This is a genomic window from Burkholderia sp. AU15512, assembly GCF_002223325.1.
Classification (GTDB): domain Bacteria; phylum Pseudomonadota; class Gammaproteobacteria; order Burkholderiales; family Burkholderiaceae; genus Burkholderia.
The window spans coordinates 793,388-812,580 of sequence record NZ_NKEX01000004.1 but is presented as its reverse complement, the minus strand read 5'-3'; the positions used below and the strand labels follow the sequence as shown (position 1 = coordinate 812,580).

Here is a 19,193-nt window from a genome sequence, read left to right as displayed (position 1 = left end):
ATCGACAGGACGCCCGGCATAACGGCATCGCCCGCGGAGAATTGAATGAAGATTTCGTGACGCGATGAGCGGTGGTGGTGCATTGCGCCTGGGGCGCATCGGGAAGGGCGGTGCGGCGGGAAGCGCGGTGCGGCGGTGCGGCGGTGCGGCGGGAAGGCGGAAGGCGGAAGGCGGAAGGCGGAAGGCGGAAGGCGGAAGGCGGAAGGCGGAAGGCGGAAGGCGGAAGGCGGAAGGCGGAAAGGCGGAAGGCGGAAAGGCGGAAAGGCGGAAAGCGAGAACGTCGGGACGGCACCCCTCGAGGGCCGTCCCGCCTGCTCGTCAGCGCTTGCCCGCGCTGAGCGCCCCGGACGCCGATGCCGCGTCGCCCTCGTCGTGCTCGCCGCTCATGTCGCGCGCGCCCCAGCGCTGCGCAAGCGCCGCACACGCCATCAGCTGGATCTGGTGGAACAGCATCAACGGCAGCACGATCGCGCCGACCGCGTTCGCCGAGAAGATCACCTTCGCCATCGGGACGCCGGCCGCGAGGCTCTTCTTCGACCCGCAGAAGATGATCGTGATCTGGTCGGCGCGGTTGAAGCCGAGCCGCTTGCTGACGAACGCGGTCAGCAGCAGCGCGATCGCGAGCAGCACGAGGTTGACGACGAGCAGGCCGCCGAGCGCGCGCGGCGGGATCTGGTGCCACAGGCCTTCGTTGACGGCCTCGCTGAAGGCGACGTAGACGACCAGCAGGATCGAGCCCTGGTCGACGAAGCGCAGCACGCCGCGGTTGCGGTCGATCCAGCCGCCGATCACGGGCCGCAGCAACTGGCCGGCGATGAACGGCACGAGCAGCTGCATCACGATGCTGCCGACGGTGCTCCAAGGCGACGCGGCGGCCGCCGACTGCGACGTGATCATCAGCCCGACGAGCGCCGGCGTGACGAAGATCCCGAGCAGGCTCGACGCGGATGCCGCGCACACGGCGGCCGGCACGTTGCCCTTCGCGATCGACGTGAACGCGATCGACGACTGGACCGTCGACGGCAACGTGCACAGGAACAGCACGCCCGCATACAGCGTCGGCGTGACGAGCGGCTGCAGCACGGGCTTCAGCGCGAGGCCGAGCAGCGGGAACAGCGCGAACGTGCTGAGCAGCACGACCGCGTGCAGCCGCCAGTGGGTCGCACCCGCGACGACGGCCTCGCGCGACAGCTTCGCGCCGTGCAGGAAGAACAGCAGGCCGACGGCGATGTTGGTCGCCCAGTTGAACGCATGGGCGGCCGGGCCGCGGCACGGCAGGAGGCTCGCGAGCACGACGGTGCCGACGAGCGCGAGCGTGAAGTTGTCGGGGAGAAAACGGGGACGGACCATCGGGAACTCGATTCGGAAACGACCAGGGCGCGCGTCGCGCGCGCGGATGGCGCCATTGTCCCGGTCGGCGATTCACTACACAAATGCATTGTGGGAATCGATTGATGAGCCAATCTCATGCACCAGCGCCCGCGGCGCCGGCCCGGCCGTGCGCAAAACGGCAGAAGAATGTTCTGTCGCGGTCGCGCCCGGAAGTGAAAAAACCTAGCAGTAACATGGTGTTACACCGATGCCGGCGACATAACACTTTTTGGCTCGACACGCTTTCGGCCCGCTCATAAATTACTGCTGAAAGCCTTGGGTCGGCCGAAAGGAGCCGGCGGCGGGCGTGGACAGGCACTGAACGATGACGGAACGGGTGAAACGGAAGATCGGACGATGGGTGGCAGGCGTGCTCGGCGCGCTGCTGTTGCCGCTCGCGCTCGCGCAGCCGCCCCACGGCGGTCATGCGTTCGGCGGCCAGGGCTTCGGCGGCCACGGCTTCGGTGGCGGCGACATGCGCGCGTACGGTCAGCCGGCTGGTGGCGGGCCCGTCTGGCGCCGCGTGGCGCCTTCGCCCGGTGCACGCGCCGGCGGTGTGAACGGCTACGGCTCCCGCTGGGGGCTGCGGCCGACGCCGTCGTATGGCCATTACGCCGCGCAAAGCCCGTATCGTCCGATCAGCGCCGACGTGCGCCAGGTGCCGCGCCCGCCGGGCGGCGGCAACGTGCCGCTGCGTGCCGGTTCGATCCGCGCCGACGTCGCGCGCTACAACGAGGAGCGCGGCGGACGTCCGATGCCGCCGCCCCGCTCGCAGGAAGAGCCTGCGCACTCGCCGTCTTTCTCCCCGTTCTACCGAAACTGAGCGCCCGCGCGCTCGGCCCTCCGCCGGCTGATGCGAATTCGCCACAGTCGCGCACAGATTTCCGCTGATTTTCCCGTCGCATTGCGCTATCTTTCGCGCCCGGCTCGCGTGTGCCCCGCTGCCGTCCCGCCGCGCGCCCGCGTTCGTGCGGGGCCGCCGGCAGGTGCCCGGCCATGTATCCATTCCGCGAAGTTAATGCTGGCGCTATACCAGCAATAAGTGTGCGCAATTTTGGCCGGACGAATGATCCGTAAAGATGGCTGCGCCCCATACGACGCAAGCACTCGGCTCCAAAAAACAACGCTCGCGCCACTTATCGACCATTCGACAAAATCTGGAGATCCAATGAAAGCATTCGCTCGCCGTGCGTCGCGCACGTCCGTCAAGCTGATCGCCGCGGCCGCCTGCGTGGCGGCTGCCGCACCCGTCCATGCACAGTCGAGCGTGTCGCTCTACGGTCAGGTCGACGAATGGGTCGGCGCAACCAAGTTCCCGGGCGGCAACCGTGCGTGGAACGTGAGCGGCGGCGGGATGTCGACGTCGTACTGGGGCCTGCACGGCGCCGAGGATCTCGGTAACGGCTACAAGGCGATCTTCACGCTGGAAAGTTTCTTCCGCGCACAGAACGGCCAGTTCGGCCGCTTCCAGGGCGACACGTTCTTCGCGCGCAACGCCTACGTCGGCATCGATTCGCCGTACGGCACGGTCACGGCCGGCCGCCTGACCACGCACCTGTTCCTGTCGACGATCCTGTTCAACCCGTTCTACGACTCGTACACCTTCTCGCCGATGGTGTACCACGTGTTCCTCGGCCTCGGCACGTTCCCGACCTACCCGAGCGACCAGGGTGCCGTCGGCGATTCGGGCTGGAACAACGCACTTTCGTACACGTCGCCTTCGTTCGGTGGCCTGAATTTCGGCGCGATGTACGCACTCGGCAACCAGGCCGGCGACAACGGCTCGAAGAAGTGGAGCGCGCAGTTCAACTATGCGAACGGCCCGTTCGCGGCGACCGCGGTCTACCAGTACGTGAACTTCAACAACGGCCCGCGTGACCTGAGCGCGCTGGTGGCCGGCATGAAGAGCCAGGGCATCGCGCAAGTCGGCGCGACCTACGACCTCAAGTACGTGAAGCTGTTCGGCCAGTACATGTATACGAAGAACGACCAGGTCGCGGGCAGCTGGCACGTGAACACCGCGCAGGGCGGCGTGTCGGTGCCGCTCGGCGTGGGCAACGCGATGGCGTCGTACGCGTACTCGCGCGATTCGGGCGGCCTCGACCAGACGCGCCAGACCTGGGCCGTCGGCTACGACTATCCGCTGTCCAAGCGCACGGACGTCTACGCCGCGTACATGAACGACCACATCAGCGGCCTGTCGACCGGCAACACGTTCGGCGCCGGCATTCGCGCGAAGTTCTGACGCGCACGCGCGGCCGGTGCGCCGGACGCGTGTGAAAAACGCGTCCGGACTGCATGTTTTCCCGCCAAAACGGCGCTGCGACCCCGCGGCGCCGTTTTGCCTTTCTTGACCTTTCTGTTTCCCCGCCTTTGTTACCCTATCTCGTAATTGGACCATTCCCCGTCATTACGAGCTAGTTCGATGGATACCCTCGTCAGCATGAATGTGTTTCGCTACGTCGTCGAAGTGGGCAGCTTCGTCGGCGCGGCCGAGCGCATGCAGATGTCGGCTGCGATGGCGAGCAAGCACGTGATGCATCTCGAGCAGCAGCTCGGCGCACGGCTGCTGCATCGCACGACACGACGCGTCGCCCCTACCGAGGCGGGACGCGAATACTATGAGCGCCTCGTGCAGGCGCTGTCCGAACTCGACGAAGCCGGGCAGGCCGTCGGCGCCGCGAGCGTGGTGCCGCAAGGCCGGCTGCGCGTCACGTCGCTATCGGCGTTCGGGCTGCGGCACGTGATGCAGGCCGTCACCGACTATGCGGGCCGGTTCCCGGACGTGACCGTCGACATGACGCTGTCCGATCGCGTGGTCGACCTGATCGAGGAAGGCTACGACGTCGCGGTGCGCGCGGCGCCGAACGGATTGAAATCGTCGTCGCTGGTCGCGCGGCAGATCGCGACCGCGCACATCCTGCTGGTCGCGTCGCCCGAGTATCTCGAGAAGCACGGCACGCCCGCGACGATCGGCGATCTCGCGCACCACAACTACCTGCGGCGCGACTCGAATTCGACGATGCTCGACTCGCTGGTGATCGACGCGGCCGCCGCGTCGCGCGTGAACCTCAACGGCAACCTGATCGTGAACCATCTCGAAGGGCTGCGTGCGGCCGTGCTCGCGGGCGCGGGCATCGCGCTGCTCGGCACGGAGGTGGTCGGCGACGACATCGAGTCCGGCCGGCTCGTGCCGGTGCTGCTCGATGCGGTGCCGCCGCACGAGGCGCCGATCTACGCGGTCTACGCGAGCCGTCGTCACGTATCCGCGAAGGTGCGTTCGTTCGTCGACTTCCTGGCGGCGCGTTTCGAAGGGCAGTCGCTGTGCCCGTCGATCGAATCGCGCCTGCGCGTGCTGCCGATCACGCGGATGAAGCGCGCGGTCTGAACCGCCGTGTGTCCCGCTACAGCGGGGCAATGAAAAAGCGCGAACCGCTGCGGTTCGCGCTTTTTGTTTTGTCCGACGGCATGCGCGCCGGCGGCGGCCGCGAGGGCCGCCGCCTTCGTCAGCGCGGAATGCCGAGTCGCGCCTTCGCGTCGTCGTATTCGCGCTTCAGGCGCTCGACGAGCGCACCCACGCTCGGCAGGTCGTCCATCAGGCCGACGCCCTGGCCGGCGCCCCAGATGTCCTTCCACGCCTTCGTCTTGTCGCTGCCGAAATTCATCTTGGTCTTGTCGGATTCCGGCAGCGCCTCCGGATCGAGGCCGGCCTTCTCGATGCTCTCCCGAATGTAGTTGCCGTGCACGCCCGTGAAGAGGTTCGTGTAGATGATGTCCGACGATTTCGCGTTCACGATCGCGTGCTTGTAGTCGTCGATCGCGTGCGCTTCCTGCGTCGCGATGAAACGCGTGCCCATGTACGCGAAGTCGGCGCCCATCGCCTGCGCCGCAAGGATCGAGCCGCCGTTCGCGATCGCGCCGGACAGCACGATCGGGCCGTCGAAGATCTTGCGGACTTCGCCGACGAGCGCGAACGGCGACGTCGTGCCCGCATGGCCGCCTGCGCCGGCCGCGACGAGGATCAGCCCGTCGACACCGGCTTCGAGCGCCTTCTGCGCGTGGCGCAGGTTGATCACGTCGTGCAGCACGATGCCGCCGTAGCTATGCACCGCGTCGACGATCTCGCGCGCCGGTGCGCGCAGGCTCGTGATGAAGATCGGCACCTTGTGCTCGACGCACACGCGTACGTCGTGCTCGAGCCGCGCATTCGACTGGTGGACGATCTGGTTGACCGCGATCGGGCCGATCACCGCACCGGGATTCCTCGCCTGGTGGTCGGCGAGCTCGGACTGGATCTGCGTGAGCCATTCGTCGAGCAGTTCGGCCGGACGGGCGTTGAGCGCGGGGAACGAACCGACGATGCCCGCCTTGCATTGCGCGAGCACGAGTTCGGGGTAGCTGACGATGAACATCGGCGACGCGATGACGGGCAGCGTCAGGTTCTGCAGGACGGTGGGCAATGCCATGTGATGTCTCCAGTCTCCAGGGGCGCCCGCGCGGTCGCGCCGGCGCCATGCTTTGCGGTCGAACGGTGATTCGAGTGTAGCGGTAAAACGAGGTCGTCCTTATTAATACGAACGATCGTGCGATTCTACGCGAGCTTAACAAAATGCGTGGCGTGCCGCCAATCGAGGGAGTGTTCTCTTTCTACGGATTCTGGCTGTTGCCCCGCTGTGCAGAGGCGCAAGCGCTCCTAAAATAGCGGCCATAACAAACCAACGAGAAATAAACCATGTCGTTTGAGGCGTTTGCACCGTTTCGCGTGACGGTGCAGGACACCGACATCTTCGGTGTCAAAGGAGGCGCGGGTCCGCCGCTCCTGTTGCTGCACGGACATCCGCAAACCCACATGATCTGGCATCGCGTTGCGGCGACGCTCGCGAATCATTTCACGGTGATCGCCACCGACCTGCGCGGCTACGGCGCGTCGGGCAAGCCGCCGAGCGACGCGCAGCACGTGCCGTATTCGAAACGGGCGATGGCGGCCGACCAGGTCGCCGTGATGCGGCATTTCGGCTTCGAGCACTTCCATGTGTGCGCGCACGATCGCGGTGCGCGGGTCGCGCACCGGCTCGCGCTCGATCATCCGGACGCCGTCGAACGGATGATGCTGCTCGACATCGCACCGACGCTCGCGATGTACGAGAAAACCGATCGCGCGTTCGCGACCGCGTATTTCCACTGGTTCTTCCTGATCCAGCCGGAGCCGCTGCCCGAGACGCTGGTCGGCGCGCATACCGATGCGTATATCGAGCGCGTGATGGGCAACCGGTCCGCCGGGCTGGCGCCGTTCGCACCCGAGGCGCTCGCCGCGTACCGCGCCGCGCTCGCGCAGCCGGGCGCCGTGCATGCGATGTGCGAGGACTACCGCGCGTCCGCGACGATCGATCTCGAGCACGACCGTGCGGATCTCGAGCGCGGCAGCAAGGTTGCGTGCCCGCTGCGCGTGCTGTGGGGAGAGAACGGAATCGTCGGCCGCTGCTTCGATCCGCTCGACGAATGGCGCCGTGTTGCGCGCGACGTCAGCGGCCGCGCGCTCGAGTGCGGGCACTACATTCCGGAGGAGGCGCCCGTCGCGCTGATCGACGAACTGCTGGCGTTCTTCGAGGCGCGCGACGCGGCTGCCTGACGGTACACGCGCGGGCACGTCGGCGGCGCGGCGCGCGTGCCGGCTCGTTCAGCGGTGCGCGGCGTCGTCCTCGACGAGCGGCGGCAGCCGGCGCGGCACCGGTGTCGACTTCACGATCGCGGTGCTCGTCTCGGCGCGCTCGGTCACTTTCGACAGGATGTCGTCGAGGTGCGCGATCGTGCGCAGGTAGAGCCGGCAGATGAAGCAGTCGTCGCCGGTCACCTTGTCGCACTCCACGAACTCGGGAATCCGCCGCAGCATCTCTTCGACGAGATGCAGCTGGCCGGGCAGCGGCTTCACGCGGACGATCGCCTGCAGCGTGTAGCCGAGCGCGCGCGGGTCGAGCTCGACGGTGAACGCGGCGATCACGCCCTGCGCCTCGAGCCGCCGCACGCGGTCGGCGGTCGCGGGCGCCGACAGCCCGATCTGCCGGGCGAGTTCGCTGGTGGCGATGCGCGCGTCGTCGGCCAGCGCCGCGAGAATCGCGCGGTCGGTCGCGTCGAGCGACGCGACGGCGGGCGGGGAAAGGCGTTTCGGCATGATCGCTTTGCTTTCGAAGGTGAATCGGTCGATTCACTTCAGTTTAGCCGTGGTTGCCGCGAAAGCAAGTTTCTAGAATCGAAGTCATCCACTCTTCCGAACGGAGTTCACGATGGCTTCGAATGAAATTCGCCGCGGCGCCGCCGAGATGGTCGTCGCGATGATGATGTCCGGCACGATCGGCTGGCTCGTGATGTCGTCGCAGCAGCCGCTGACGAACGTCGTGTTCTTCCGCTGCCTGTTCGGCGCCGCGACGCTCGCGATCGTCTGCGCGGCGTTCGGGTTCCTGCGCCGTGCACTGTTCTCGCCGCGGATGCTCGCGCTGGCGACGCTCGGCAGCGTCGCGATCGTCGCGAACTGGCTGCTGCTGTTCGCCGCCTATTCGCGCGCGTCGATCTCGATGGCGACCGCCGTCTACAACACGCAGCCGTTCATGCTCGTCGCGCTCGGCGCGATCGTGTTCCGCGAGCGGATCACCGCGTCGACGCTCGCGTGGCTCGCGCTCGCCTTCGTCGGGCTCGTCGCCGTGGTGCGCGTCGAGCCGGCCGTGCTCGCGGTGCCGGGCGAATATCTGGAAGGTGTTGCGCTGTCGCTCGGCGCGGCGTTCCTGTATGCGATCTCGTCGATCGTCACGAAGCACCTGAAGGGCACGCCGCCGCATCTGCTCGCGTTGCTGCAGGCCGGCCTCGGGGTCCTGCTGCTCGCGCCGTTCGCGCACTTCGGCACGTTGCCGGCGACCGCCGGACAGTGGCTCGACCTCGTCGTGCTCGGCGTCGTGAACACAGGTCTGATGTATGTGCTGCTGTACGGCGCGATCCAGAAGCTGCCGACCGCGATGACCGGCGCGCTGTCGTTCGTCTATCCGGTCGTCGCGATCGTCGTCGATCGCGTCGCGTTCGGGCAGACGCTCGCGTGGACGCAGGTGGTCGGCGCGCTGCTGATCCTGCTCGCGGCGGCCGGCGTGAATCTCGGCTGGCGCATCGTGCCGGCCCGTCGTGCGGCCGTCGGCCACTGAAACGGTCGTGCGATTCGGCGAGCCGCTACGGGGCAGCGCAGCTGCTCGTCGAATGCGTATTTCAGGCGCGCCTATTGCGGGCAGCGGGTGCGTACATGGCGAGCAAAAGTCGTGCGCGCACACGCGTGGAAGACGCTGTAAGAAGTTGTAGGGAAACACCCGATGCGATGCGGCCGCGTCGCTCGTATGATGCGGGCTGTGACGTTGATCACGTTCACAGGATTCCGATCTCGATGCCGTTCGCCTGTCAGGCTGAACGGCTTTTTTTTATGCGCCGCTTCTCGCTAGCAGACGCCGCCGCGCATCGAGCCGCGCGAGCAACGCGCGCCGCGCGTCGTCGTCCGACGCACGCCATCCCTTGATCTCGTCGCGCGTGCGCAGGCAACCCGCGCACCAGTCGGTGCGCGGATCGATCCGGCATACGTCGGTGCACGGCGACGCGACCGTGCCGACTGGCACCGTCACCGGCACGTCGCTCATGCGGGCTCCCGCAACGCGACGTCCGCGACCGGCGCGCCCGTCAGCGACACGAGTTCGTTCGGCGACAGGTTGAACACCGCGTGCGGATGGCCGGCGGCCGCCCACAGGCTGTCGAGCTCGAGCAGGTCGGCGTCGATCAGCGTGACGGGTTCGACGAGATGACCGATCGGGCACACGCCGCCGATCGCATAGCCGGTGTTGTCGCGCACGAACTTCGCGTCCGCGCGGCCGACCGCGCCGACTTGCGCGGCGACCTTCTTCTCGTCGACGCGATTCACGCCGCTCGCGACCACGAGCACCGGCGCGCCGTCCGACTGGCGGCGAAACAGGATCGACTTCGCGATCTGCGCGACCGAGCAGCCGAGCCCGGCCGCGGCTTCGGCCGACGTCTTGCCGGTTTCGGCGAGCATCACGATGCCTTTCGCATGGCCGCGCTCGCGCAGCAGCAGCGCGACGCGTCGCGCGGAATCGGGGAGGGAATCGAATGAAGCAGGTGTCGTCATGTTGAGGAATCCATCGAATACCGGGGTCATACGCAGTTCGCGGCGTCGGCCGCGCTCTGCGCCTTGGCGAGCAGGGCGCGACCGGCGCGCGACACGTTCGCGCGGCCGATCGCGTTCGAGATGAAGTCGCCGGCGGCGACGACCTGCGCGAGGTCGATGCCGGTGTCGATGCCGAGGCCCTGCATCAGGTACAGCACGTCCTCGGTCGCGACGTTGCCGGTCGCGCCCTTCGCGTACGGGCAGCCGCCGAGGCCCGCGACCGACGCGTGGAAGATCTCGATCCCTTCGAACAGCGCCGCGTAGATGTTCGCGAGCGCCTGGCCGTAGGTGTCGTGGAAGTGGCCCGACAGGCGTTCGCGCGGGAATACGCGCGTGACGGCCGCGAGCACTTCGCGCGTGCGCTTCGGCGTGCCGACGCCGATCGTGTCGGCGATGTCGATCTCGTCGCAGCCGAGCGCCGCGAAGCGCTCGACGACGTCGACGACCGATGCGACCGGCACGTCGCCCTGGTATGGGCAGCCGAGCGTGCACGACACGCTGCCGCGCAGCCGCAGGCCCGCATCCTTCGCCGCCTTCGCGACCGGCTCGAAGCGCGCGATGCTCTCGGCGATGCTGCAGTTGATGTTCCGCTGCGAAAACGCCTCGCTCGCCGCGCCGAAGATCACGACTTCGTCCGCGCGCGCCGCGACCGCATTCTCGAAGCCCTTCAGGTTCGGCGTGAGCACCGAGTACACGGTGCCCGCGCGGCGCTCGATGCCGGCCATCACGTCGGCGCCGTCGGCCATCTGCGGCACCCATTTCGGCGACACGAACGACGCGGCCTCGACGTTGCGGAAGCCGGCGTGCGACAGGCGGTCGACGAGCGCGATCTTTACGTCGGTCGGCACGAAGGTCTTCTCGTTCTGCAGCCCGTCGCGCGGGCCGACTTCGACGATCTTGACGGCGGTGGGGAACGTCATGGTTGTCTCCTGGTGTGCTTGTAGGTTCAGTAGCCGCGTGCGTAATCGACGATGCCGCCGACGCGCTCGCCGCGCTCCAGTGCACGGATCTTGCCGGCGATCTGGGCGATGGCTTCGTCGCGCAGCGTCTCGGCCGAGCTGTGCGGCGTGATCGTGATGCGCGGCGCGTGCCAGAACGGATGGTCTTCCGGCAGCGGCTCACGGTGGAACACGTCGAGCGTCGCGGCGGCGATCTGGCCGCTCGCGAGCGCGTCGAGCAGGTCGGCTTCGACGAGATGCGCGCCGCGCGCGACGTTGACGACATACGCGCCGGGCGCGAGCCGTGCGAACGTGCGCGACGCCAGGATGCCGTCGGTGTCGGGCGTGCTCGGCAGCAGGTTGACGAGCACCTTCGCGCCGTCGATGCATGCATCGAATGCGCCGTCGCCGGCGAAGGTCGTCACGCCTTCGAGCTGCTTCGCGCTGCGGCTGTAGCCGCGCACGGGCAGGCCGAGCGCGGCGAGCGCGCGCGCGACCTGCGCGCCGAGCACGCCGAGGCCGAGCACGGCGACGGTGAAGCTGGCGCGCGCATGCGGTTCGAGCGGTTGCCAGCGGCGCTCGCGCTGCAGCACTTCGTATTCGTCGAAGCGGCGCAGGTAGCGCAGCACCGCGTGCGTCACGTATTCGACCATCTGCTGCGCCATGCCCGAATCCTCGAGCCGCACGAGCGGCACGTGGCGCGGCAGCGTGCCCGGATGCGCGTGCTCGAGCGCGAGGAGCGCGTCGACGCCGGCACCGAGGTTGAAGATCGCGCGCAGGCCGTCGCGCGGGGCGAAGAATTCGCGCGGCGCGCGCCAGACGAGCGCGTAGTCGGCGGCGGCCGTGTCGCCTGGCTGCCACGCGCGCAGTTCGGCTTCCGGCAGCGCATGCGCGATCTGGTCGCGCCACGCGGCCGCTTCCTGGTGCGGGGAATGGAACAGGATCTTCATTGGATGACGGCGCGCGCGCCGGCGAGGCGCGTCACGGGAACGGCGAGCGGGGCCGGGCGCGGCGCGCCGGCGAGCGTAGCGGACATCGGGCGTCTCCTGACGACCGGGCGCCCGGCGCGTCGGCGCCCGGCCCCGGTTCCGTGTGAAGCTGACGGGAAGCCCACATTCTACGGTTTCGCGGCGCATCGCGCGCCGGTGCGCGGAGCAGGCGGACGCCCCTGCTGGCCCGCCCAATTAAAAGCAAAGCACAAAATATTGGTTCGGCCGCCGCGGACGCCGCGCCACAATCGAATCCCGTCTTCAAGCAAGCGAGGGCAATCATGCGCGCATGCAGCAAATCGGCGTGGCCGCCGCGGCTCGTCACCGTTCCGGGCCTGCACGGCAGCGAAGGCGCTCACTGGCAGACCTGGCTCGAACGGCAGTTCCCGCGCTCGCTGCGCGTCGAACAGGACGACTGGGACGCGCCCGATCTCGCGCGCTGGGCGCAATCGGTGCGCGCGTTGCTCGACCGCGAACGCGGCCCGTTCGTGCTGGCCGCGCACAGCTTCGGCTGCCTCGCGGCCGCGCATGCGCTCGCGCAGTGGCCGCATACGGGCGACGTCGCGGGCGTGCTGCTCGTCGCGCCCGCCAGTCCGAAGAAGTTCACGTTTGCCGGGCCGTTCGACGCGCGCCGGCTCGCCGTGCCGTCGATCGTGATCGGCAGCGAAACCGATCCGTGGATGCCGCTCGGCGACGCGCGCACGCTCGCGCAGCATCTGGGCAGCGCGTTCGTGAACCTCGGCGACGCGGGGCACATCAACACCGCGGCCGGCTTCGGGCCGTGGCCGCGCGCGAAGTACTTCATCGACACGCTCGTCCATTGCGCGGCACCGCTGCGCTTTCGCGACGCGGACGACGGCTTCGAAACCGCGCTCGTCGACCGCGCGCTCGCGCACGCGGTCTGACGGGCGGGCGGCGCGGCGCGTGCCGCGCGCCGGCGCGCTTACGCCGCGGCGACGGGCCGCACCGCCGCCGGATCCGAATCGCTCGGCCGGCCGGGCTCGGCGTGGCCCGCGAGGTGGCGCGACGTCATGCCGTTTGCGCCACCGCCGACCGTGACGTCATGTCAGCGACGCCTCCCAACGAATGCCCACCGCTCTCCCCGAGCGGGTCCGACTCCTATCGCGTGGTGACGGGATCAGCCCGGCGACGACGCGGCCGCGCTGGAGGCGGCTGCATTCGCGGCGGGCTTCGCATCGTCGTCGTCATCGGGCGGGTAGTGCACGACGGGCGGCGCGAGCGGCGCGGCATCGGATGCGGCGGTATTCGCGCTTGCGTCGCTGTTGAACGCGCTGGCGGCGCCGCTCGATGCGCCGCCGGCCTGCTGCGTGGCGTCGGTCGCGTTGGCGTCGTGCGGCGCGTCGTCGCTGCACGCGGCGACGAAAACGGCGGCACACAGAACGACGGCGACGAAAACGCGACGCATGACTTCTCTCCTGGCAGGCTGATCGGGAAACGTTTTCGAGTATGCCGCCGCGATGCGACGTTTCGGTGAATCGTTTGCAATTCTGGCCTGATCGCGAAGCGTTTTCGTCAGGCTGACCGAATGCTGTCGCGGCGATCCACCGGCACGCATGGCGGAATTTTCCAGCAGAGGCGGATGCTGCGCGCATTTACACGGCGCGCGATGCCGCGACCCGGCCACGGCGACGCGGGCACCCTGCGCGGCATCGTAAATACGACCGGCAATTTGCGACCGATGCGCGGCCGGCCACGCCGAAAAACCGGGCGTTATTGCCACTTCGTCAGCGAACGGCCAGCCGCGCGCCAGCGTGGCGTCATGGCGGCGCGATCACCGCCGACCCGGCCCGTCTGCCGCCCGGTGCGCGCCGCGCACGGTAGCCCGCGCTGCACCTGCATGCGGCCTCCGCAGTGTCGCGGCACCCGAATTGCTCCTTGCCGATGCGTGCGCCGACCGCGCTGCCATCCGGGCACGCGGCGCACCGCCGCGTCCATCAACCATGGAGCTCGCAGAAGTCATGTCCAGCGATCGATCCGATTCTCCGTCTGCCGAACCGCCGCGCGACGCCCCGTCGCCGCTCGGGCCCGGCCATTCAGCGGCGCTGCCGCCGTTGCCGCACGAATTGCCGTCCAGTGCCGCGCGGCGCCACTTCCTGCAATCCGCGGCGGCGGCCGCGACCGTCAGCGCCGCATCGCACGTTCATCCGCAGCCGTCGTACGCGGCATCCACGCCGGCCGCGCCCCGCCGCGATACGGTGCCGGCGCAGCCCGTGCGTTTCGACATCAACGGGCGCGCGTACACGCTGCAGCTCGAACCGCGCGTCACGCTGCTCGACGCACTGCGCGAATACGCCGGGCTCACGGGCACGAAGAAGGGCTGCGATCGCGGGCAGTGCGGCGCGTGCACGGTGCTCGTCGACGGGCGGCGCATCAACGCATGCCTGACGCTCGCGGTGATGCACGAAGGCGCGCGGATCACGACCGTCGAAGGGCTCGCGCGCGGCGGGGTGCTGAGCCCGGTGCAGCGCGCGTTCGTCGAATGCGATGCGTTCCAGTGCGGCTACTGCACGTCCGGCCAGCTCTGCTCGGCGACCGCGCTGCTCGACGAGTTCGCGGCGGGGGCCGGGAGCGCCGCCACCGACGACGTGCGGCGCCGTCCCACGCAGCTGTCGGACGACGAGATCCGCGAGCGCATGAGCGGCAACCTGTGCCGCTGCGGCGCGTACCCGAACATCGTCGCCGCCGTGCGCGCCGCGTACGCGGCGCGCGGCTAGCCGACGGAGAGCACCGCAATGGAAGCGATCTCCTACGAACGCGCGACCGACGTCGCCGGCGCCGTGCGCGCGGCGCAGCGGTCCGGCGCCGCATTCATCGGCGGCGGCACGAACCTGCTGGACCTGATGAAGGGCGGCGTCGCGCGGCCCGTCACGCTCATCGACATCACGCGGATCGCGGGCCTGGATACGGTCGATGCGCTGCCCGGCGGCGGCCTGCGCATCGGCGCGCTCGTGCGCAACAGCGATGCGGCCGATCATCCGCGCGTGCGCGCCGACTATCCGCTGCTGTCGCAGGCGCTGCTCGCCGGCGCGTCCGCGCAATTGCGCAACATGGCGACCGTCGGCGGCAACCTGATGCAGCGCACGCGCTGCCCGTATTTCTACGATCCCGCGTTCGCGCAATGCAACAAGCGCGAGCCGGGCAGCGGCTGCGCGGCGATCGGCGGCCACAACCGGATGCACGCGATCCTCGGCGCCAGCCCCCAGTGCGTGGCGGTGAACCCGTCGGACATGAGCGTCGCGCTCGCCGCGCTCGACGCCGTCGTGCAGGTGAGCGGCCCGCGCGGCGCGCGGCAGATTCCGATCGCATCGTTTCACCGCTTGCCGGGCGATCGTCCCGACCTTGACACGACGCTCGAACCGGGCGAGCTGATCACCGCGGTGGACTTGCCGCCGCCGCGCTTCGCCGACCATGCGCACTATCTGAAAGTGCGCGATCGCGCGAGCTACGCGTTCGCGCTGGTGTCGGTCGCGGCTGCGCTGCGGATGGATGGCCCGCGTGTCGCCGACGCACGGATCGCGCTCGGCGGCGTCGCGCACAAGCCGTGGCGGGCGATGGAGGCGGAAGCGCATCTCGCGGGCCGCACACCGACCGACGCGACGTTGCGCGAGGCGGCCGCGCTGGCGTTGCGCGACGCGCGGCCGCTCGACGGTAATGGCTTCAAGGTCGCGCTCGCGCAGCGGGCGATCGTCCGTGCGGTCGAAGCGGCAGCCGCCATGCCGGGAGGTGCAGCATGAACACGATGACGGGACAACCGCTGGACCGTGTCGACGGCGTGCTCAAGGTGACGGGCGGCGCGCACTACGCGGCCGAATTCTCCGATGCGCGGCTCGCGCACGCGGTGCTCGTGACGAGCACGATCGCATCCGGCCGCATCGAATCGATCGATGCGGCGCGCGCTCGTGCGATGCCGGGCGTGCTGAGCGTGATCACGCATGAGAACGCGATGCGGCTGCCCAACGGCGGCCGGCCGCCGTTGTCGCCGCCGGCCGGGCGCCGGCTCACGTTGCTGCAGGACGACACGGTGCGCTACAGCAACGAACCCGTCGCGGTCGTCGTCGCCGAAACGCTGGAGCAGGCGACCGACGCCGCACATGCCGTGCAGGTGCGCTATCGCGCGACCGATGCCGTGGTGGATTTCGCGCTGGCGAAGCGCTGCGCGCGCGTGCCGCCGAAGCAGCAGGGCCGCCCGATGGATACGCAGCGCGGCGACCTCGATGCGGGCCTGCGCGAAGGCGCGGTGCGCGTCGACGCAACCTATACGACGCCGATGCAGCACCACAACCCGATCGAGCCGCACGCGACGATGGCGCGCTGGGACGGCCCGACGCTCACGCTGCACGATGCGACGCAGGGCGTGTCGGGCGCGAGCACGGCGGTGGCCGCGGTCTTCGGCATCACGCCGGACCACGTGCGCGTGATTTCACAGTTCCTCGGCGGCGGCTTCGGCTGCAAGGGTTCGTCGTGGTCGCACGTGTCGTTGTGCGCGATGGCCGCGAAGCAGGTCGGGCGCCCGGTTCGTCTCGCGCTGACGCGGCCGCAGATGTTCGGCCCGGTCGGCGGTCGGCCGTTCACCGAACAGCGCATCGTGCTGGCCGCGCGCCAGGACGGCACGTTGACGGCGATGCGCCACGACACGATCGCCACCACGTCGACGTTCGAGGACTGGATGGAGATGTGCGGGATGCCGTCGCGGATCATGTACGCGGTGCCGAACCACGCGACCACGCACCGGATCGTGTCGCTGAACGTCGGCACGCCGACGTTCATGCGTGCGCCGGGCGAGGCGTCGGGCTCGTTCGCGCTGGAATCGGCGATGGACGAACTCGCGTGGCGGCTCGGCATGGACCCGGTCGCGCTGCGGCTCGCGAATTACGCGGCGGTCGATCCGCAGGACGGCAAGCCGTGGTCGAGCAACAAGCTGCGCGAATGCTACGAGGTCGGCGCGCGGCGCTTCGGCTGGTCGCGCCGCACCGGCACGCCGCGCACGATGCGCGACGGCGACACGCTGATCGGCCTCGGGATGGCGGCCGCCACGTATCCGGCGAACCGCAGCGAAGCGTCGGCGCGGGCGCGCATCTTGCCGGACGGCACGGCCGAAGTCGCGTCGGGCACGCAGGACATCGGCACCGGAACCTACACGGTGATGACGCAGGTCGCGGCCGATGCGCTCGGTTTCTCGCCGCAGAACGTGCGCTTCGTGCTCGGCGATTCCAGCCTGCCGCGTGCGCCGGTTTCGGGCGGCTCGCAGTCAGCGGCGAGCGTGGCGCCGGCCGTGCGCGAGGCCGCGCTGCAGGCGCGCGCGAAGCTGATCGCGCTGGCGGTCGCCGACCCCGGGTCGCCGCTGCACGGCACCGCGGCCGGCGACGTGACGGTCGACAACGGCTGGGTCGTGCATCGCGGCGAGCCGTCGCGGCGCGATCCGGCCGCGGCGGTGATCGCGCGTGCGGGCGGCCGGCCGATCGACGCGCAGGCGACGACCAAGCCGGGCGACGAGAAGTCACGCTATGCGTCCCATTCGTTCGGCGCGGTGTTTGCCGAAGTGCACGTCGACGCCGAGCTCGGCACGATTCGCGTACCGCGCATCGTCGGCGTCTACAGCGTCGGCAGCCTGCTCAACGCGAAAACGGCACGCAGCCAGTTGATCGGCGGGATGGTGTGGGGGCTCGGCACCGCGCTCGAGGAAGGCTCGCATCTCGACGTGCGGCACGGCCGCTTCACGAACGCGAATCTCGCTGAATATCACGTGCCCGTGAACGCGGACATCGGCGAGCTGGATGTGAGTTTCGTCGACGAGCGCGACACGCATTTCAATCCGCTCGGCATTCGCGGCATCGGCGAGATCGGCATCACCGGCGTGCCGGCCGCGATCGCCAATGCGGTCTTTCACGCGACCGGCGTGCGGGTGCGCGATCTGCCGATCACACTCGACAAGGTGGCGATGCCGATGCGGGCGTGAGCGCCGGCGTCAGCGCTGCGGCGTCCTGCGCCGCACCTCGCTGCGCAGCCAGTCGAGCCACGTGCGGATCGCCGCTTCGTGCGGATGGCCCGGGCGCCACACGACGTAGTGTGCGTACACGTCGGCAATGCGCACCGTCGATACGCGCACGAGCGTTCCGTTCGCGAGTTCGGGCTCGATCAGCGAGCGGCGCGCGAGTGCGACGCCGCGCCCCTTCAGCGTCGCGTCGATCAGCGCGTTCGGATCGGTGAAACGCGGCGCGCGTGCGGATTCGGTGAGGTCGAGCCGCGCGGCCTGGAGCCACGGTTCCCACGGTTGCGCGGGATGGCGCAGCAGCGTCGCGCGCACGAGATCGGCCGGCACGCGCGGTGCGATGCCGTCGCGATTGCGATACGCGGGGCTCGCGACCGGAAAGATCGTCTCGTTCATCAGCTTCTCGACGACGACGCCCGGCCACGTGCCGGGCCCGTAGCGCAGCGCGACGTCGATGCGGTCGCGCTTGCGCAGCGGTGCGAGCGCCACGTCCGGGTGCAACACGATCGCGATGTGCGGATGCGCGTCCGCGAAGCGCGGCAGGCGCGGCGCGAGCCAGCGCTCGGCGACGCTCGGCAGCACGCTGACGTTCAGCGTGACGTCGCAGGTGCGCGGGCGACTGCGCACGGCGAGCGCCGGCTCGAACGCACGCTCGAGCACGCTGAGGCCCTGGCGTACCTGCAGGGCGAGCGCGTGCGCGGCGTGCGTCGGCGTCGCGCCGTTGCGCTCGCGCGTGAAGAGCGGATAGCCGAGCTGCGCCTCGAGCGCGCGGATGTGCTGGCTGACGGCGCCTTGCGTGAGCGCGAGTTCGTCGGCCGCGCGCGTGAAGCTCTGCAGCCGCACGGCGGTCTCGAACGCGCGCAGCGTCTGCAGCGGAGGAAGGTGGATGCGTCGCATGCGGGTATTAGTAACACTAATGTCCGAGCACGACAATTCATCGTTTGCGGCGGGCAGGCACGCGTTCCTACACTCGGTTCCGTCTTCCACAGCCTCGTCGGGCCCCCCACCATGAACGCCTATCGTCTCTATCTTTCGCCGGGCGCCTGCTCGCTTGCCGCCCACATCGCCCTGGAGGAAACCGGCGCGCCGTTCGACGTCGAGATCGTCTCCGTGCAGAAGCAGCAGAATCTCGAGGCGCGCTATCTCGCGATCAACGCGAAGGCGCGCGTGCCGGTGCTCGCGATTCCAGGCGAGCCGCACGTGCTGACCGAAACGCCGGCGATCCTCACGTATCTCGCGCGCCGTTATCCCGATGCGCAATTGCTGCCGCTCGGCGATCCGCTGCGCGAGGCACGGTGCCACGAATGGCTCGCCTGGCTGGTCGGCTGGGTGCATGGCGTCGGCTATGGCGCGCTGTGGCGGCCGGGCCGCTTCATCGGCGATCCGGCCCTGCATGGCGAGGTCAGCGCGCACGGGCGACGCACCATCGAAGCCGCGAACGAAACGATCGAAGCCGCGCTCGCCGACGGCCGCACATGGGCCGAGCCGGGTGCGCATTCGATCGTCGATCCGTTCCTGTTCGTGCTGTATCGCTGGGGCGTCGCGATCGGGCTCGACATGACGCGGCATGCGGCTTGGACTGCCCACGCGCAGCGCGAGGCCGAGCGGCCGGCGTCGCGGCGTGCGCTGGCGCGCGAGGCGGTCTGACGGATTGCGCGGGCGTCGTGGCGTGCGCGGCG

19 protein-coding genes are annotated in these 19,193 nt (G+C 69.3%); 10 read left to right on the top strand and 9 right to left on the bottom strand.

What is annotated here, in order from left to right:
* Positions 1-318: 318 nt before the first annotated feature.
* Positions 319-1,350, bottom strand: coding sequence for a bile acid:sodium symporter family protein (locus CFB43_RS16395; RefSeq protein ID WP_089495766.1), 1,032 nt, complete (start codon positions 1,348-1,350; stop codon positions 319-321).
* Between the two features lie 346 nt (positions 1,351-1,696).
* On the opposite strand from CFB43_RS16395, the gene CFB43_RS16390 reads away from it, so the two are divergent.
* From CFB43_RS16390 to CFB43_RS16380, 3 genes are all read left to right on the top strand, one after another.
* Entirely contained in the window at positions 1,697-2,194 is a 498-nt protein-coding gene (locus tag CFB43_RS16390) for a peptide-binding protein (protein ID WP_089495765.1), read from the top strand.
* A 345-nt stretch (positions 2,195-2,539) separates the two neighbouring features.
* A complete protein-coding gene (locus CFB43_RS16385; RefSeq protein WP_089495764.1) occupies positions 2,540-3,616 on the top strand; it encodes a porin in 1,077 nt (358 codons plus the stop codon).
* Positions 3,617-3,796: 180 nt separating this feature from the next.
* Positions 3,797-4,759, top strand: coding sequence for a LysR family transcriptional regulator (locus CFB43_RS16380; protein ID WP_039346485.1), 963 nt, complete (start codon positions 3,797-3,799; stop codon positions 4,757-4,759).
* Positions 4,760-4,877: 118 nt separating this feature from the next.
* Here CFB43_RS16380 and CFB43_RS16375 read toward each other — a convergent pair whose 3' ends face one another.
* Complete coding sequence (locus tag CFB43_RS16375; protein ID WP_089495763.1) at positions 4,878-5,837, bottom strand: NAD(P)H-dependent flavin oxidoreductase; 960 nt, start codon at positions 5,835-5,837, stop codon at positions 4,878-4,880.
* Positions 5,838-6,103: 266 nt separating this feature from the next.
* On the opposite strand from CFB43_RS16375, the gene CFB43_RS16370 reads away from it, so the two are divergent.
* Positions 6,104-7,000, top strand: a complete 897-nt coding sequence (locus tag CFB43_RS16370; protein WP_089495762.1) for an alpha/beta fold hydrolase — start codon at positions 6,104-6,106, stop codon at positions 6,998-7,000.
* Positions 7,001-7,048: 48 nt separating this feature from the next.
* Here CFB43_RS16370 and CFB43_RS16365 read toward each other — a convergent pair whose 3' ends face one another.
* A complete protein-coding gene (locus tag CFB43_RS16365; protein WP_089495761.1) occupies positions 7,049-7,540 on the bottom strand; it encodes an Lrp/AsnC family transcriptional regulator in 492 nt (163 codons plus the stop codon).
* A gap of 112 nt (positions 7,541-7,652) precedes the next feature.
* Here CFB43_RS16365 and CFB43_RS16360 point away from each other — a divergent pair, with 112 nt between their 5' ends.
* A complete protein-coding gene (locus tag CFB43_RS16360; protein WP_089495760.1) occupies positions 7,653-8,555 on the top strand; it encodes a DMT family transporter in 903 nt (300 codons plus the stop codon).
* Positions 8,556-8,822: 267 nt separating this feature from the next.
* Here CFB43_RS16360 and CFB43_RS16355 read toward each other — a convergent pair whose 3' ends face one another.
* Genes CFB43_RS16355 through CFB43_RS16340 form a run of 4 tightly spaced genes read right to left on the bottom strand, consistent with a single transcriptional unit; the run spans position 8,823 to position 11,465 of the window.
* Positions 8,823-9,035: a DUF1289 domain-containing protein gene (locus CFB43_RS16355; protein ID WP_011353411.1), complete on the bottom strand. Its 213-nt coding sequence runs from the start codon at positions 9,033-9,035 to the stop codon at positions 8,823-8,825.
* Complete coding sequence (locus CFB43_RS16350; protein WP_039346541.1) at positions 9,032-9,538, bottom strand: YbaK/EbsC family protein; 507 nt, start codon at positions 9,536-9,538, stop codon at positions 9,032-9,034. The genes CFB43_RS16355 and CFB43_RS16350 overlap by 4 nt, the downstream gene beginning before the upstream one ends.
* A 26-nt stretch (positions 9,539-9,564) precedes the next feature.
* Complete coding sequence (locus tag CFB43_RS16345) at positions 9,565-10,497, bottom strand: hydroxymethylglutaryl-CoA lyase (RefSeq protein ID WP_089426474.1); 933 nt, start codon at positions 10,495-10,497, stop codon at positions 9,565-9,567.
* Between the two features lie 26 nt (positions 10,498-10,523).
* Positions 10,524-11,465 carry a 2-hydroxyacid dehydrogenase gene (locus CFB43_RS16340; protein ID WP_089495759.1) on the bottom strand — a complete coding sequence of 314 codons (942 nt, stop codon included), beginning with the start codon at positions 11,463-11,465 and terminating at the stop codon, positions 10,524-10,526.
* A gap of 320 nt (positions 11,466-11,785) precedes the next feature.
* Between CFB43_RS16340 and CFB43_RS16335 the strand changes: the two genes are divergently transcribed.
* On the top strand, positions 11,786-12,409 hold the full coding sequence (locus tag CFB43_RS16335) for an RBBP9/YdeN family alpha/beta hydrolase (RefSeq protein WP_089441169.1): 624 nt from the start codon (positions 11,786-11,788) through the stop codon (positions 12,407-12,409).
* Between the two features lie 233 nt (positions 12,410-12,642).
* On the opposite strand, the gene CFB43_RS16330 is transcribed toward CFB43_RS16335, so the two are convergent.
* A complete protein-coding gene (locus tag CFB43_RS16330; RefSeq protein ID WP_089495758.1) occupies positions 12,643-12,930 on the bottom strand; it encodes a hypothetical protein in 288 nt (95 codons plus the stop codon).
* A gap of 553 nt (positions 12,931-13,483) precedes the next feature.
* Here CFB43_RS16330 and CFB43_RS16325 point away from each other — a divergent pair.
* The 3 genes from CFB43_RS16325 to CFB43_RS16315 are packed head-to-tail and all read left to right on the top strand — an operon-like array spanning position 13,484 to position 17,481.
* On the top strand, positions 13,484-14,239 hold the full coding sequence (locus CFB43_RS16325; RefSeq protein ID WP_089495757.1) for a (2Fe-2S)-binding protein: 756 nt from the start codon (positions 13,484-13,486) through the stop codon (positions 14,237-14,239).
* Positions 14,240-14,257: 18 nt separating this feature from the next.
* Entirely contained in the window at positions 14,258-15,259 is a 1,002-nt protein-coding gene (locus CFB43_RS16320) for an FAD binding domain-containing protein (RefSeq protein ID WP_089495756.1), read from the top strand.
* Positions 15,256-17,481, top strand: a complete 2,226-nt coding sequence (locus CFB43_RS16315; RefSeq protein WP_089495755.1) for a xanthine dehydrogenase family protein molybdopterin-binding subunit — start codon at positions 15,256-15,258, stop codon at positions 17,479-17,481. The genes CFB43_RS16320 and CFB43_RS16315 overlap by 4 nt, the downstream gene beginning before the upstream one ends.
* Positions 17,482-17,490: 9 nt before the next feature.
* Here CFB43_RS16315 and CFB43_RS16310 read toward each other — a convergent pair whose 3' ends face one another.
* Entirely contained in the window at positions 17,491-18,411 is a 921-nt protein-coding gene (locus tag CFB43_RS16310; protein WP_089495754.1) for a LysR substrate-binding domain-containing protein, read from the bottom strand.
* A 111-nt stretch (positions 18,412-18,522) separates the two neighbouring features.
* Between CFB43_RS16310 and CFB43_RS16305 the strand changes: the two genes are divergently transcribed.
* The gene (locus CFB43_RS16305; protein WP_089495753.1) at positions 18,523-19,161 is read left to right on the top strand and encodes a glutathione S-transferase family protein; all 639 of its coding nucleotides are present in this window, start codon (positions 18,523-18,525) and stop codon (positions 19,159-19,161) included.
* Positions 19,162-19,193: the final 32 nt, after the last annotated feature.